The sequence below is a fragment of the Mycoplana rhizolycopersici genome, from assembly GCF_013378445.1.
Taxonomy (GTDB): Bacteria; Pseudomonadota; Alphaproteobacteria; order Rhizobiales; family Rhizobiaceae; genus Mycoplana; species Mycoplana rhizolycopersici.
Window position 1 is genome coordinate 406,065 of record NZ_JABXYK010000003.1, and the last position, 15,322, is coordinate 421,386.

The following is a 15,322-nucleotide window of genomic DNA, read 5'->3' on the forward strand; positions in this document are numbered from 1 at the left end:
GGAGGAATCCGATCGCAGCGACGTGCGAGCCGATCGCGGCCGGACGGCCTGTTCCGCGCCAAACTGAACTAGCGCAATTGCCTCAGACTGCCAACACGCGCGGCGACGGAAAGGTGACTTCCACCAGCGTCCCCTCGTTCGGGCTGGAGTTGATGCCGAAATGGGCGCGGTTCGCATCGACCATCGCTTTGGTCAGGGGCAGGCCGAGCCCGGTGCCGTCGCCGCGCTTGCGCGCGCCCGTCGTCACCTGCCGGAACGGCTTCATCGCCTGCTCCAGTTCGCTGCGTGTCATGCCGACGCCGGTGTCGCGGATGCGAAGCACGACGCTGCCGTTCGCCTCGTAGGAGGTCGAGACGACGATCTGGCCGCCGGATGGCGTGAAGCGGATCGCGTTGGCGAGGATGTTGAGGGCGATCTGCTTGATCGAGCGCAGATCCGCCACGACTGGCGGAACCGCCGTCGAAAGCGAAGTGCGGATGATCACCCGCTGGCTGTTCGCCTGCGGCTGGACCAGCGCAACCGCCTCGGAGATGGTGTCGTTCAGGCCGACAGCGGTGAAGTCGAGCTCCATCTCGCCCGCCTCGATCTTGGAGATGTCGAGCAGGTCGTTGACGATGTCGAGCACGTGCCGGCCGGACCGGCCGATGTCGTTGGCATATTCGACATAGCGCGGATGGCCGATCGGGCCGAAGCGCTCGCCTGCCATCATGTCGGAAAAGCCGATAATGGCGTTGAGCGGGGTGCGGATCTCGTGGCTGACGCGGGCGAGGAATTCGCTCTTGTGGGCGTTCGCCGTCTCGGCCGCCCGCTTGGCGTTGCGCAGTTCTTCTTCGGTTCGCTTCCACTGGGTGATGTCGCGGATGACCGCGCAATAGCCGCTGGATGAGGAGAGGCGACCCATCGTCATGAACAGCGGAATGAAGCCGCCGGAGGCCTCCCGGCCGATGACCTCGCGACCGTCGTTCAGCACGCTCGCCACGCCATGGCCGGCGAGCCCGGCGAGATAGTCGATAACGGCCTTCTGGCTCTCATGCGCGAAGAGGATGGCGAACGGCTTTCCGCGCACCTCCTCCTCGTCATAGTTGAAGAGCGCGCTGGCCGAGCGGTTGATCGAGCGGATCTCACCTTCCTGGTCCACCACGACGACGCCATCGGTCGCGGTCTCGAGGATGGAGCGCAACTCGCTGGCTTCGTTGCGAAGCGCCGAAAGGTTGGCGGATTCGGCGGCCACGGGCTCGACCGCTGGCGCTTCTGGCTCCGGCGATGCGGCTGGCGACAGCGCCAGCATGAGCGCGGTGCCGCTTTCCCAGCGGATGGATTGCAGGCGGGCGCTGACGGGCGTGGCCGTGACGCCGTCCGCATGGTGCAGCAGCATCGAGCCCGGCTGGGCCTCGTCTTCGGCGGCAGGCTGGTCCAGCAGGATATCCATTCCGCCGGCCTGCTCCAGCTCGTCTAGCGAAGCAAAGCCCGTAAGCGTGAGGAATTCCGGATTGGCGTGGATCATCCGGTCGCCCGCATGGATCAGGAGTGCCACCGGCAAGGCGTCGACGACCGATGCCGTCAGCCCGTAGTCCATGGCCGTCCTGGCCGCGGTGATCGCCATGCTCTTCGGCGGAGCATCGTCAGCATGCTCGCCGACCTCGAGGCCGGGGATCTCGTCGCTGTCTGCGGCCTGTCCATCGGTCTGCGGCGGTTCCGGCGCTTCGGTGGCGGCCTCCGCCGCCGGGGCATTTTCGACAGCGTCCTCCGCTTGGGTCCTGGTGGCCGGAAGTTGCTCGCCTTCGGCCTTCGGCTCTGCAGGCCGGTTCTGCTGCGGTACGTCGCCGGGCTGGCGCTTGCCGAACGTCTCGCCGAGCTGGCGGGCGATCTCGCGGAAGGCGGCCTGTTCGCCGCTGGTCAGGGCGGAGGGTCCGCGTCGATCGTCCAACTGGACGACCTTTTCCGACGGGCGGTGGGCGGCGGGTTCGACGAGGCGAAGGGCAGGACGCTCGCCACGGAAATCGTCTTCGGTCTCGGCATGGTCCGGGCTGTCCGCGATGGGCTCGCCAATGTCGGCGGAGTGCGCAGGCGCCTCGCCCTCCATTTCCTCTTCAAGCAATTCGTCGAGCACCGAAGGAGGTTGTGAGGTTTCGCCGGCCGCCGCGTACGCCAGGTCGCCCGGCGCGTCGTCGGAAGAAATGTCTGCCTGCCCGAAATCGTCTGCGTCCGGGAAGTCGAGCGCGCCGATCTTGAGGCCGAGGCCGTTCGGATCCTCCACGGCGTCCGCGGTCCGCACGATGCCGAAGCCGCGGAAGCCGTCGAATTCGCGGTTGCGCGAATAGGTGGGGAGGGCTGCGAGATCGACGGGCACGAGCAGGTTCGTTCCCTCGATCGGCCACTGGATCGTCTTGCCCGACCAGGTGTCGCGCCGGTGCAACTGCTCGGCGATCGCGCCGTCCATATCGAAGCCGAAGCGACGGGCGACCTCCGTAAACTGCACGCCGATCACATCGGCCGCATGCGGACCGACGACCTCGGCGAACTCGTCGGAGAGTTCGCTGAACACGCCTTCCGCGTCGATCTTCCAGACGAAGCGGACGGGGCGGCCGGACCGTTCGGGCGTGGCGGAAGCCGGTTCGACATGGCTCTCCGGCGTCGGATGCGCGTCGTCTGCGCTCCCAGACTGTGCCGCCTGGGCCGGAATGTCGGCGTCGGCAGCCGCAGGGGCGGGCTCGCTGTCGCTCTCGACAGCTTCGACCGGGGTCTCCACAGGAACGTCATTGGCCGGCGGCTCAGTCGAAACGTCTGCCAGCGGTTCGGCTTCCGGAGATTGGATCTCCTCCACCGAAGCCGTCCCTATGGCTTCAGTCGGTTCTTGCGCCGGCATCGGCTCGCCGGCTGCCGGCTGCTGTGCGATGCCGTCCGCCACGGCGTCGCTTGCCAGGGGTGCACCTTCTGACGTCAAGGCCGCGTCGGCAGAAGCCGCGCTGACGATCTCCTGTTCCGGGTCCATGTGGCCGAGAATGGTCTCGACTGCGAAAAGCAGGTTGAGCGCCGGTTCGTCGGAAATGCGTCCGAGCGCTGCAGGCAGCAGGCCCTTGCCGGTCGGCACGGGGCGCTTGATGAGCCCGTCGGTCTCGCGCCTTGCAGCCTCCACCATCCGTCGCCGCGCCTCCTCGCTGATGCCGAGGCGGCCGAAGCCGGGCGAGGCGGCGACGATGGCCCCGTCATCGCCGAGGACAGCCATATGCGTGTCCGGATCGTCGAAACCGGCCAGCAGCGAAGCGGCCCGTTCGGTGGTCGTCTCGCCCGTTCGTGCCGAAGGCGTGCTGAAGAGGATGGCGTCCTGGCCCGGCTGGAGCGTGATGCGCTCGACATGCGTGGTCACGGGCAGGCCGCGATATCCGGTGCCGATGCGCAAAAGCATGCTGCGCCCGATTCCGCTATGCGGCAGCTGGCGCGCGGCCGCTGCAAGCTGGCGGAAAACCACGTCGCCGACGGGCAGGGGGGCGTCGAGAAAATCGTAGATCGACATGTGCCCGAAGAGCGCGGCGCCGCGGCCGTTCGCCCAGAGAACGCTCTGCATGTCGAGCGAAAACAGCACCACCGCTTCGCCACGGGCGAACGGAAGGCGCACCCGTTCGTGCACGGCGACGTCTATAAAGGGGTACTGATGAGCGGACATCGGCAGCCTGTCATGGGTTCCCGGCGGCCACCGCCGCACGCTTAACGCTTTATTAATAGCGTCGGGCACCCGGCGGGTCCAGCTTCGCCGCTCTCACCATCCCGGTCTTTCGGGCGGCAGGGTTAACGTTGTGCGTCGCACAAAAATGTTGCAATGCACAATAAGATCGTATATAAGCAACTCATTCCCCAATCAGGCCCTCCGCGGGAGGGCCATATCAAGGACGATTGAAATGGCAGTCAAGAAGACCGATGACGTATTCTCCTTTGCCGCATTCGACCCGGCCAAGGTATCCGATAGCTTCCGCGAATTCGCCGAGAAGGGCGCCGTTCAGAGCAAGGAAGCCTATTCCAAGCTGAAGACCGCCACCGAAGACGCGACGAAGGTCGTCGAGGCAACCCTCGAAAACGCCCAGGCCGGCACCGTCGAACTCGGCCTTGCCGCAATCGACGCGCTGCGCACCAATGCCGAGAGCTCGCTTTCGCACATGGAAGCGCTGCTCGGCGTGAAGTCCGTTTCCGAACTGTTCGAACTGCAGACCGCCTTCCTGCGCAAGCAGGCCGAGGTCGTCGTCGATCAGGCAAAGTCCATGCAGGAAGCAACCCGCAAGGTTGCCGAGAAGGTTGCCGAGCCCGGCAAGTCGGCTGCCGAAAAGACGCTGAAGACCTTCAAGGCCGCATGAGCATACCCATCAGGAAGGCGTCTGCCTCGCTCTTGCTTGCAGCGTAGCGCCGGACGCCAGGGGCAGGAAGGGCTGGACGCCTCGTCCGGCCCTTTTTAATATGGAAGGGTCAACTAGGGGCTTGCAATCTCGGCTGCCTGCCCGTATGTGAACGCCCAAGCGCCAAGGCGCTTCGAGTGCGGTTGTAGCTCAGTTGGTTAGAGCGCAGGTTTGTGGCACCTGAGGTCGAAGGTTCGATCCCCTCCAACCGTACCATTTTTCCCCATGTCCCTATATATTTGCCTGGCATGGCTGGTTTCGAAGGCCGGCTTGCGGCTTTTTTGGGCCGTCGCCATCGCTGTTCATTCTAACCGCTGCGATAGCGCAGGGCGTCCGCCAGCAGCGCGAGGGCTGGTGATTGCTGGCGGCGGCTGGGGAAATAGAGGTGATAGCCCGGAAAGTGAGGGCACCAGTCTTCCAGGAGCATGACAAGCGCGCCGGACCTGATGTGGGGCAGGGCCATACCTTCCGGCACAAAGGCGAGGCCGAGGCCGGCCACGGCGGCGGCGATCGCCTGATCGGCGAGATTGGAGGTGATCTGGCCGTCGACGCGAACGTTGAGCGCCTGCCCGTCCTTCTCGAATTCCCAGGCATAGAGGCCGCCATAGGTCGGCAGGCGAAGGTTGATGCAGTTGTGGGCCGTTAGGTCGCGCGGCGTCTGCGGCTTTTCGCGCCCCGCCATGTAGTGCGGCGATCCGACCACGACGAAGCGTATGTCCGGCCCGATCCTGACCGCGATCATGTCTTTCTCGACCTGCTCGCCGAGGCGAATGCCCGCATCGTAGCGCTCCGCCACGATGTTTGTCAGCCCGTGGTCGATGACGATCTCCACCTTGATGTCGGGATAGAGCGGCAGCAGCTTTTACAGAACGGGCAGCAGGATGGTCCTGGCCGGATGGTCGGAGGTGGTGATCCGGATCGTTCCCGACGGCTTGTCCCGCAGGTCGCTGAGCGATACGATCTCGCCTTCCATCTGTTCGAGGAGCGGCGCGATGCTGGAGAGAAGCCGTTCGCCGGCTTCGGTCGGCGAAACGCTTCGGGTCGTGCGCGAGAGAAGGCTGATGCCGAGCCGGCCTTCGAGCCCCCGCATCGCATGGCTCAGCGCCGATTGCGAAACGCCGAGCCGGGCTGCCGCGCGCGTGAAGCTACGCTCGCGCGCCACAGTCACGAATGCCAGGAGATCGTTCAGGTTTTCACGCAGCATTGATGAGCCTCACTCATAAGTACATGCGATCTCTACTGGCTAATCGCGTTGAAGGCCAGGTGCTATGGTGGCTCGGAGAATGGCGCATACGCGCCGATCGGGCATGTGGACGCGAAGGAGCATCCGATGGAAATTCGCCGCGCAGGAAGCCAGGCTTCGACCAAGGGACCATCCGACTGGTTCACCGGAGCCGTACGCATCGATCCGCTCTTTCCCACAAGTTCGCCCGCGCGGGCGGCAGGCAATGCGGTGACGTTCGAGCCCGGCGCGCGCACCGCCTGGCACACGCATCCGCTCGGGCAGGTTCTGATCGTCACGGCCGGTTACGGCCGCGTACAGCGTGAAGGCGGCCCGATCGAGGAGATCCGGCCGGGCGATGTGGTCTGGTTCGAGCCCGGTGAAAAACACTGGCATGGCGCTGGTCCGACGACGGCGATGACCCATATCGCCATCCAGGAGGCCTTGGACGGCAAGGCAGTTGACTGGATGGAGAAGGTCACGGACGCGCAATATGGTGCCGCCTGATCTTTCCCGCGATGAATACATTCCCGAAATGAAAGAGATGGCGTGATAAGGAAGCGTGTTCCTGGCCGCAACGGCAGGTTTCGGAATTTGGCTTCGGTTGCATGGGCCTGAACTTCGGCTATGGCGCAGGTCTTGGGCGTTCCGATGCCGTCGATCTGATCCCCGGGACGACCAAGCTTCACCGCCTCGATGAGAATCTTCGAGCAGGAACGTCGAATTGTCGGAAAGCGAACACGCCGGCATGAACGAGGTCCTGCAAAACTTGGAGATCCAGGGGGCACGCTATCCCGCAAATCGTCAGGCCCGCGTCCTCCGTAGATTTCCGTTTCAATGTCATCAGTTCGTGCAAATAGAAGGAATTGCCGCATGAAAAGCTATGGTTTTGCCGCGACCGACGCCAGGGAGCCGCTCGTTCCGTTCACGTTCGAGCGCCGCGCTCCGCGCCCGAACGACGTCGTCATGGAGATCCTCTATTCCGGGGTCTGCCATTCGGATCTGCATATGGCGCGCAACGACTGGCACTGGACGGTCTATCCGCTGGTTCCAGGCCATGAGATCGTCGGGCGCGTCATCGAGATCGGCAGCGATGTGACCCGCTACAAGGTGGGCGATCACGTCGCGGTCGGCTGCATGGTCGACAGTTGCCTCGAATGCGACCAGTGCGGGCGCGGCGAGGAGCAGCTTTGCCGGAATGGCAACACCGGCACATACAACGCGCCCGACCGCATCACAGGCGATATCACGCGCGGCGGTTACTCCAAGCACCTCGTCGTTCGCGAGGAGTTCGCCTGCCGCATTCCGGACGGGCTCGACCTGTCCCGCGCCGCACCTTTGCTGTGCGCCGGCATCACCACCTATTCGCCGCTCAGGACGTGGAACGTCGGTCCCGGCAGCCGTGTCGGGGTGATCGGGCTCGGCGGTCTCGGACACATGGCCGTCAAGCTTGCCGCGGCGATGGGCGCGGAGGTGACCGTGCTCAGCCGTTCGAGCGGCAAGGCGGAGGATGCGCTTGCGCTCGGCGCCGACAAGCTGCTGATCTCGACGGATGCAGAGGCGATGAAGGCGGCACAGTCCAGCTTCGACCTGATCGTCGATACCGTCCCCGTCAAGCACGATCTCGATCCCTACCTGCCGTTGCTGGATGTGGACGGCACGCTGGTCATCGTCGGTCAGGTCGGTCCGATGAGCGCGTTCAACAGCGTTCCCATGCTGCTGGGGCGCCGTCGCGTCGCCGGCTCGCCGATCGGCGGCATCCGCCAGACGCAGGAGCTTCTCGACTTCTGCGCTCGCAAGAACGTGCTTCCCGATGTCGAAATGATCCGCATGGATCAGATCAACGAGGCCTTCGACCGGATGGAGCGCTCGGACGTGCGCTATCGCTTCGTCATCGACATGGCGTCGCTTCAGGCTTCGCAGTGATGCCTCGGCAGGGCTGCTGAGGCTTGATTTGAACATACATGACCGGGTCCTCGCCATGGCCCGGTCATGTGCTGCCTCTCGTGCCGCGGGAACGCGGCCGGACCCGCATCAGACGAAGATTCCCTGTTCCTGATCGACCAGTTCCTGGACGAAGGCTGTCACCGTGCGCACCCGGGCAAGATCCCGGGCACTTTCATGATAGGTGGTCCAGTAAGCCCGCCGGATCGTGGTGTCCGGGAGGATGCGCACGAGTTCCGGGTCCTGCCGGGCGATATAGTTGTGAAGGATGCCGATGCCGGCACCGGAACGCACGGCTTCCGTCTGGCCCGTGGCGCTCGATATCTCGAAGGAAGCGTTCCAGTTGCGCAGAATCTCGCCGGTAAAGTCGAGTGAGGCAGTGAAGATCAGGTCCTCCACATAGCCGATGCGTCGATGCGCTTTCAGCGCCTCGACGTCGCCGGGTTCGCCGTTGCCGGCAAGATAGCCGCGACTTGCATAGAGTCCGAGCGTATAGTCGGTCAGCTTGGACGAGACGAGCCGGCCCTGATCGGGCCGCTCGAGCGTGATGGCGATATCCGCTTCGCGCTGCGAAAGGGAGAAGGAGCGCGGGACCGGCACGAGCTGGATTTTCAGTTCCGGGTGGCGCGCGGTCAGCCGGCCGAGACGCGGCGCCAGGAACGACACGCCGAAGCCGTCCGGCGCGCCGATGCGCACCGTGCCGGCAACCGCCGCATCGATGCGGCCGATGCTGGCCTGGGCGGTCAGCATTTCCGTCTCCATCCGCTCGGCGGCGTGGAGGAACACTTCGCCCTCCGCCGTGAGGTCGCAGCCGTTGGTGCGCCGCACCAGAAGCCGCGTCTTCATCTCTCTTTCCAGCGCGCTGACGCGGCGGCTGAGGGTCGCGTGGTTGACACCGAGCCGGCGGGAGGCGGCCAGCAGTTGTCCGGTGCGGGCAACCGCGAGAAACATGCGAACGTCATCCCAGTTCATGATTTCGCCTTCGATCCCGGTTTGGGCTATAATTTATGCACAACGGTTGCTTACATCAGGCGATTGAGTTGAGCAATTTGTAGTGCGATCATGCTTTCATAAACACTTGGAGGAAATCCCATGCGTGAGATCGGACATTTCATCGGCGGCAAGCACGTTGCCGGCAAGAGCGGCCGCACGGCCGACGTATTCAACCCCGCCACCGGCGAAGTGCAGGCAAAGGTCGCGCTCGCAAACGATGCCGAGCTCGCCGCCGCCGTTGAAGTGGCCAAGGCCGCCCAGCCCGCCTGGGCTGCGACCAATCCGCAGCGCCGCGCCCGCGTGTTCATGAAGTTCGTCCAGCTCCTGAACGAGAACATGAACGACCTGGCCGAGATGCTCTCGAAGGAGCACGGCAAGACCATCGAGGACGCCAAGGGCGACATCGTTCGCGGTCTTGAGGTCTGCGAGTTCGTCATCGGCATCCCCCATCTCGCCAAGAGCGAGTTCACCGAAGGCGCCGGCCCGAATATCGACATGTATTCGATCCGCCAGGCCGTCGGCATCGGCGCCGGCATCACGCCGTTCAACTTCCCGGCGATGATTCCGATGTGGATGTTTGCACCCGCGATCGCCTGCGGCAACGCCTTCATCCTCAAGCCTTCCGAACGTGACCCCTCCGTTCCGATCCGCCTTGCGGAGCTGATGATCGAGGCCGGCCTGCCTGCCGGCGTTCTCAACGTCGTCAACGGCGACAAGGGCGCGGTCGACGCGATCCTCACCCATCCGGACATTGGCGCGGTATCCTTCGTCGGCTCCACGCCGATCGCCCGCTACGTCTATGGCACCGCGGCGGCGAACGGCAAGCGCGCCCAGTGCTTCGGCGGCGCCAAGAACCACATGATCATCATGCCCGATGCCGACCTCGACCAGGCCGCAAACGCGCTGATGGGTGCCGGCTACGGGTCCGCCGGCGAACGCTGCATGGCGATCTCGGTCGCCGTCCCGGTCGGCGAGGAAACCGCCAATCGCCTGATCGACAAGCTGACGCCGATGGTCGAGAGCCTGCGCATCGGTCCGTATACCGACGAGAAGGCCGATCTCGGCCCGGTCGTCACCAAGGAAGCCCAGGCGCGCATCAAGGGCCTGATCGACCGCGGTGTGGAAGAGGGCGCGAAGCTCGTCGTCGACGGGCGCGATTTTAAGCTTCAGGGCTATGAGGACGGCTACTTCGTCGGTGGCTGCCTGTTCGACAACGTCACGCCCGACATGGACATCTACAAGACCGAGATCTTCGGGCCGGTCCTGTCGGTCGTGCGCGCCAAGAACTACGAGGAAGCGCTTTCGCTCCCGATGAAGCACGAATACGGCAACGGCGTCGCGATCTACACCCGCGACGGCGATGCGGCCCGCGACTTTGCCTCCCGCATCAACATCGGCATGGTCGGCGTCAACGTGCCGATCCCGGTTCCGCTTGCCTACCACTCCTTCGGCGGCTGGAAGGCGTCTTCCTTCGGCGATCTCAACCAGCACGGCACGGATTCGATCAAGTTCTGGACGCGCACCAAGACGGTCACGAGTCGCTGGCCGTCGGGTATCAAGGATGGCGCCGAGTTCGTCATGCCGACGATGAAGTAAGCTTGGATAGAGGGCCTTGATTGCAGGGCCCACTGACCAAAAGAAAACGGCGGCCTTTCGGCCGCCGTACGCTTTTTAGGAAATCGCCTGGATCGATCAGTTGGCAGGGCCGTCGTTCACGCCGACCTTGTCGACCAGTTCCGAAGCCCTCTTGCGATTGGCGGCGATCTCTGCGAGCGGCAGCGTGTCCGGCTTGATGGTGCCGAACGACTTCACGATGTCCGTGGGCTCCTTGCCCGGCATGACAGGATATTCGAAGACCTGCTCGGCATAGATTTCCTGGGCTTCGCCGGAAGCGAGGAAGTCGATCAGCTTCTGAGCATTCTCCTTGTTCGGCGCGTTCTTCGCCAAGGCGACGCCCGAGACGTTCACATGCGTGCCGCGATCGTTGGAGTTGGGGAACAGGACCTTGATCGAGTTGGCCCAGTCCTTCTGCTCCGTCTCCTTGTCGTTGGTCATCATCAGACCGACATAGTAGGTATTGCCGAGGGCGATATCGCATTCGCCGGCGAAGATGGCCTTGGCCTGGTCACGGTCGCCGCCATCCGGTTTGCGGGCAAGGTTGGCCTTCAGCCCCTTCAGCCACTCTTCCGCCTTTGCCTCGCCCTCATGGGCGATGAGCGATGCGATCAGACCGACGTTATAGGAGTGCTGTGCATCGCGGATGCAGATCTTGCCCTTCCACTTCGGGTCGGCAAGCTCTTCGTAGGTGATCGTATCCTGCGCGACGCGGTCCTTGGAGGCGTAGACGACGCGGCCGCGCGTGGTCAGGCCGACCCAGGCGCCATCGGGATCGCGATACTGTGCCGGGATATCGGTGTCCACGACGGCGCTCTTGATCGGCTGTGTGACGCCGGCGTCCTTGGCTTCGGTGAGGCGGCTGATGTCGACGGTCAGGATGATGTCCGCGGGCGAATTCTCGCCTTCCGCCTGGATGCGTTCGACAAGACCCTTGTCGAGGAAAAGCACGTTCGTCGCGATCCCGGTCTCCTGGGTGAAGCGGTCGAGCAGCGGCTTGATCAGGTCCGGCTGGCGATAGGAATAGATGTTTACTTCCCCATCCGCCAGCGCCGGCGCGGCGGTGCCCGCGGCAAGCGCAAAGGCAAGTGCGATCTTCCATGAATTTGCCATGGGACGGTCCTCCTTATATCTTAACTGGCGTAGTCACGTTTAGCGGGGTGTGGTCGGCAGTCAATTGCCGCGGCTGGTCATAACATGAATTTGATTTTCCGGTTTTTTGGAATTGTTCCAAACTTTGATAGAGCCTATATGTAGAGCCAACCTTATCGGATTCGGAGCCGGCAATGCGCCTGACGAAACAGACCAACTATGCCGTGCGGCTGCTGATGTACTGCGCTGCGAACGGCGAAAAGCTGAGCCGCATCCCCGAAATCGCCAGGGCTTATGGCGTTTCGGAGTTGTTCCTGTTCAAGATTCTTCAGCCGTTGACGCGTGCGGGACTGGTGGAAACGGTGCGCGGCCGCAACGGTGGGGTCCGTCTCCCCAAGCCCGCCTCCGAGATCACGCTGTTCGACGTCGTGCGCGTAACCGAGGATTCCTTCGCCATGGCCGAGTGTTTCGAGGCCGGCGAAATCGAGTGCCCGCTGGTCGACAGCTGCGGTCTGAACGCGGCGCTGCGCAAGGCGCTGAACGCGTTCTTCGATGTGCTGCAGCAGTACACGATTGACGATCTGGTCAAGGCGCGTCCGCAGATCGGCTTCCTGCTTGGGCTTGAAGGTCCGCCTGCCGAGCGCCAGCCTGCGGCCTGACAACTGTTTTCGGTCTGAGCCAGCCCCGTGCCCTCCGGTCGCGGGGCTTTTTCGTGCGGTGCTACTGAAAGGTGCCCATTCCCTTGTCGACGAATTCCTGAATGATGAAGCCGATCGCGGTAGGATCCAGTTCCGACTTGTCGATGCGGAAGTCGACGCCATAGTCGTCGATGTTCTGGAAGTAGGCGTCTGCGATCGACGATGAAATCACGCCGATCGGGCCGATATAGCCGTTCTGGCGCAGTTCCGGGACCGTCTCGCGGAAGTCCGCCTGGGGGTGCAGGCGGTTGTCCATCAGGATCATGTCGAGGCGTGGTTCGCCGGCACGAATGAAATTGAGGGCAGCCTCCACCGTCTCGACATAGTGCAGCTTGACATCGACGTTCGGTACCTTGCGCATCAAGGCGCGCATGATGACGTTCTCGGCGGGGTCGTCGTCAACGAGCAGGATGTTTACGGTGACGGTCATGGCGAACTCGGACTGGGCGTGAACCCGTTGCATATGTTGCATGTGGACTGGTTGGTAGCGAACGACGTCGTCGGGAAGCCGCGGTAGCGTCCCGCCATATTTGCTTCACTCTGGTTCAACAAACAGTCTACCACAACCCCCCGTTTTGCAATTGTGCACCTTTCCCGACGGCCCGGCCTACTGGATAATCTGTTCCCGGATCGCCTTGGCGACCATCTGCGTGCGGTTCACCACGTCGAGCTTCTTCAGGATCGTTGCTGTGTGGGAGTTGACGGTGTGCTCCGAGACCGAAACGATCAGGGCTATCTCGCTCGCCGTCTTGCCATAGGATATCCACCGCAGGATTTCGGTCTCACGCGGCGTCAGGCCTGTTCCGGTCTTGATCGACAGGACGGCGCGGGAGAAGTAGTCGAAGACGCAAGCGGTCTCGTAGCAAAGTTCCATGTGCTGCTGGCGATGGATGTCGTTGTTGTCGCCAAGGTAGATCACCGCATGGCGGGCACCCGACGTGGCCTGTACGGGAACGACCGCCGCCAACTCGAAGCCGAGTTGCGTGAGCAGGCTGTGCGTCGCGCCATCGCCCAACTCGACCGGCAGGTCCCCTGCGCGCCAGACCGTAGGTATGGCCGAGCGGTAAAGGCTTTTCGCCACGTCGGATTCATGGAAGCGGTGCCGCTTGTCGTAGGTTTCCGCGAGACCGGCGGACAGGTCGTGCAGCACCAGCTTGCTCGAAAGGCTGCCGCCTTCTTGATCCGCCCCCAACTGAATGACGCAGAAATGTTCGAAGCCGAAACGCAGCGCCGTGCCGTGAAACAGGCGAAAGAAATCGACACGATTGAGAGCCTTGTCCAAATCGCATTCGAAATCATATCGGCGATGATGCGGTGAAAGTGCGGCCACGCGGCTCCCCAACCATCTGGCGCAGGACTGTAGCCGCGCAATAAGCGTGAGCAAAGAGTATTGCGCCCGTTTTTTTGCGGTGGGACACATTTTTCCGTGAGGATTTGCCTGATCTGCACGCAAAAGGCAGTTTCTGGAAGCAATTTCGCACGTTCGCCCGCATTTCAGCCAAGCCTGTCGGCGGTTGCATCCGTTCAATTCGTTCCCGGTATGCGTCGTTGGCCGACAATGGCCGAGATGCAGATGAAATTGGCCGTAAAATACCTTCTGCGGATGATTTTTCTCTATTGTTTTACATCTGGATAAATTTATTCGCGGGCTTATTGCAATCGCGCGGCAAATATCGTTCCATCCGCGCAAGGCCGGGGGCCCGACTTGCGCACCCGCGACCGAAACAAACAAAAAGTAAAAATCTGGGAAGCTCGCTATGAAAAAGCTGACTACTCTCCTCGCGGCGACCGCGCTTGCGTCCATGATGGCGTCTGCCGCCTGGTCCAAGACCCTCGTCTATTGCTCCGAAGGATCGCCGGAAGGCTTCGATCCCGGCATGTATACCGCTGGTACGACGTTCGACGCATCGTCGCGCACGGTCTACAACCGCCTCGTTGAATTCAAGCACGGCAGCACGGAGATCGAACCGGGCCTCGCCGAAAGCTGGACCGTTTCCGACGACGGCACCGTCTATACCTTCAAGCTCCGTCCGGGCGTGAAGTTCCAGACGACCGAGTTCTTTACGCCGACGCGCGAATTGAATGCCGACGACGTCATTTTCTCGTTCGAGCGCCAGTACAAGGAAGACAACAAGTGGAACAAGTACGTCGCGGGCGCGTCCTGGGAGTACTTTGCCGGCATGGGCTTCCCGGAACTGATCAAGTCGATCGAGAAGGTTGACGATCTCACGGTCAAGTTCACCCTCAACCGCCCGGAAGCGCCGTTCCTCGCCAATCTCGGCATGGACTTCGCCTCGATCCTGTCGAAGGAGTACGCCGACAAGCTCGAAGCCGACGGCAAGATGGAGCTGATGAACCAGCAGCCGCTCGGCACCGGCCCCTACACCTTCGTTGCCTATCAGGCCGACGCCGCCATCCGCTACAAGGCCAACCCGGACTACTGGGGCGGCGCGCAGAAGATCGACGACCTCGTCTTCGCGATCACGACCGACGCCGCCGTCCGCGCCCAGAAGCTCAAGGCCGGCGAATGCCATATCATGCCTTATCCGAACGCCGCTGACGTTTCCGGCCTGAAGGAAGACCCGAACCTGACGGTTCTGGAGCAGGAAGGCCTGAACGTCGCCTACCTCGCCTACAACACGCTGGTGGCTCCGTTCGACAAGGTCGAGGTCCGCAAGGCGCTCAACATGGCCGTCAACAAGCAGGCCATCGTCGATGCTGTGTTCCAGGGCGCGGCAACGGTTGCCAAGAACCCGATCCCGCCGACCATGTGGTCGTACAATGACGCCGTCGAAGACGACAAGTACGATCCGGAAGCAGCCAAGAAGATGCTCGAGGACGCAGGCGTTTCCGGCCTGAAGATGAAGATCTGGGCCATGCCGGTCGCTCGTCCCTACATGCTCAACGCGCGCCGCGCTGCCGAGCTGATGCAGGCCGACCTTGCCAAGATCGGCGTCGAGGTCGAGATCGTCTCCTACGAGTGGGCCGAATACCTCAAGCTCTCCTCCGACAAGAACCGCGACGGTGCCGTCATCCTCGGCTGGACCGGCGACAACGGCGATCCGGACAACTTCCTCGACACGCTGCTTGGTTGCGACGCCGTCGGCGGCAACAACCGCGCGCAGTGGTGCAACAAGGAGTTCGACGACCTGATGACGAAGGCGAAGGCAACCGCCGACGTTGCGGAGCGCACGAAGTACTACGAAGAAGCCCAGGTGATCTTCAAGAAGGAAGCCCCCTGGAACACCATCGACCACTCGCTCGTCGCTGTGCCGATGAACAAGAAGGTCACAGGCTTCGTGATGGACCCGCTCGGCATCCACCGCTTTGACGGTGTGGACATCGCCGAGTAAAATACCAACAAGAAAAGCACG

General features: G+C 62.9%; 11 protein-coding genes, 1 tRNA gene and 1 pseudogene. 7 read left to right on the forward strand and 6 right to left on the reverse strand.

Annotated features, from left to right (window positions below):
- Positions 1 to 82: 82 nt before the first annotated feature.
- Complete coding sequence (locus HV823_RS07175; RefSeq protein WP_176949036.1) at positions 83 to 3,664, reverse strand: PAS domain S-box protein; 3,582 nt, start codon at positions 3,662 to 3,664, stop codon at positions 83 to 85.
- Positions 3,665 to 3,896: 232 nt separating this feature from the next.
- Here HV823_RS07175 and HV823_RS07180 point away from each other — a divergent pair, with 232 nt between their 5' ends.
- Complete coding sequence (locus HV823_RS07180; protein WP_176949037.1) at positions 3,897 to 4,346, forward strand: phasin; 450 nt, start codon at positions 3,897 to 3,899, stop codon at positions 4,344 to 4,346.
- A gap of 178 nt (positions 4,347 to 4,524) precedes the next feature.
- Positions 4,525 to 4,601, forward strand: a tRNA-His gene (locus HV823_RS07185).
- 91 nt (positions 4,602 to 4,692) lie between these two features.
- Here the strand turns inward: HV823_RS07185 and HV823_RS07190 are convergent.
- Positions 4,693 to 5,589 (reverse strand): annotated as a pseudogene (locus tag HV823_RS07190) (LysR family transcriptional regulator).
- A 126-nt stretch (positions 5,590 to 5,715) separates the two neighbouring features.
- On the opposite strand from HV823_RS07190, the gene HV823_RS07195 reads away from it, so the two are divergent.
- Positions 5,716 to 6,114, forward strand: a complete 399-nt coding sequence (locus HV823_RS07195) for a (R)-mandelonitrile lyase (RefSeq protein ID WP_176949038.1) — start codon at positions 5,716 to 5,718, stop codon at positions 6,112 to 6,114.
- A gap of 366 nt (positions 6,115 to 6,480) precedes the next feature.
- Positions 6,481 to 7,533: an NAD(P)-dependent alcohol dehydrogenase gene (locus HV823_RS07200; protein WP_176949039.1), complete on the forward strand. Its 1,053-nt coding sequence runs from the start codon at positions 6,481 to 6,483 to the stop codon at positions 7,531 to 7,533.
- A gap of 108 nt (positions 7,534 to 7,641) precedes the next feature.
- Here the strand turns inward: HV823_RS07200 and HV823_RS07205 are convergent, their stop codons facing one another.
- Positions 7,642 to 8,523: a LysR family transcriptional regulator gene (locus HV823_RS07205; protein ID WP_176949040.1), complete on the reverse strand. Its 882-nt coding sequence runs from the start codon at positions 8,521 to 8,523 to the stop codon at positions 7,642 to 7,644.
- Positions 8,524 to 8,643: 120 nt separating this feature from the next.
- Between HV823_RS07205 and HV823_RS07210 the strand changes: the two genes are divergently transcribed.
- Positions 8,644 to 10,140, forward strand: coding sequence for a CoA-acylating methylmalonate-semialdehyde dehydrogenase (locus HV823_RS07210; RefSeq protein ID WP_176949041.1), 1,497 nt, complete (start codon positions 8,644 to 8,646; stop codon positions 10,138 to 10,140).
- A 96-nt stretch (positions 10,141 to 10,236) separates the two neighbouring features.
- On the opposite strand, the gene HV823_RS07215 is transcribed toward HV823_RS07210, so the two are convergent.
- Entirely contained in the window at positions 10,237 to 11,271 is a 1,035-nt protein-coding gene (locus tag HV823_RS07215; RefSeq protein ID WP_176949042.1) for a Fe(3+) ABC transporter substrate-binding protein, read from the reverse strand.
- Between the two features lie 173 nt (positions 11,272 to 11,444).
- On the opposite strand from HV823_RS07215, the gene rirA reads away from it, so the two are divergent.
- Positions 11,445 to 11,909, forward strand: a complete 465-nt coding sequence (gene rirA, locus HV823_RS07220) for an iron-responsive transcriptional regulator RirA (protein WP_097142000.1) — start codon at positions 11,445 to 11,447, stop codon at positions 11,907 to 11,909.
- Positions 11,910 to 11,970: 61 nt separating this feature from the next.
- Here rirA and HV823_RS07225 read toward each other — a convergent pair whose 3' ends face one another.
- Together HV823_RS07225 and HV823_RS07230 are read right to left on the reverse strand one after the other, a co-directional pair.
- Positions 11,971 to 12,378: a response regulator gene (locus tag HV823_RS07225; RefSeq protein ID WP_176949043.1), complete on the reverse strand. Its 408-nt coding sequence runs from the start codon at positions 12,376 to 12,378 to the stop codon at positions 11,971 to 11,973.
- 177 nt (positions 12,379 to 12,555) lie between these two features.
- Positions 12,556 to 13,230, reverse strand: coding sequence for a helix-turn-helix transcriptional regulator (locus HV823_RS07230; protein ID WP_176949044.1), 675 nt, complete (start codon positions 13,228 to 13,230; stop codon positions 12,556 to 12,558).
- A gap of 475 nt (positions 13,231 to 13,705) precedes the next feature.
- On the opposite strand from HV823_RS07230, the gene HV823_RS07235 reads away from it, so the two are divergent.
- Positions 13,706 to 15,301, forward strand: coding sequence for an ABC transporter substrate-binding protein (locus tag HV823_RS07235; protein ID WP_176949045.1), 1,596 nt, complete (start codon positions 13,706 to 13,708; stop codon positions 15,299 to 15,301).
- Positions 15,302 to 15,322 lie beyond the last annotated feature (21 nt).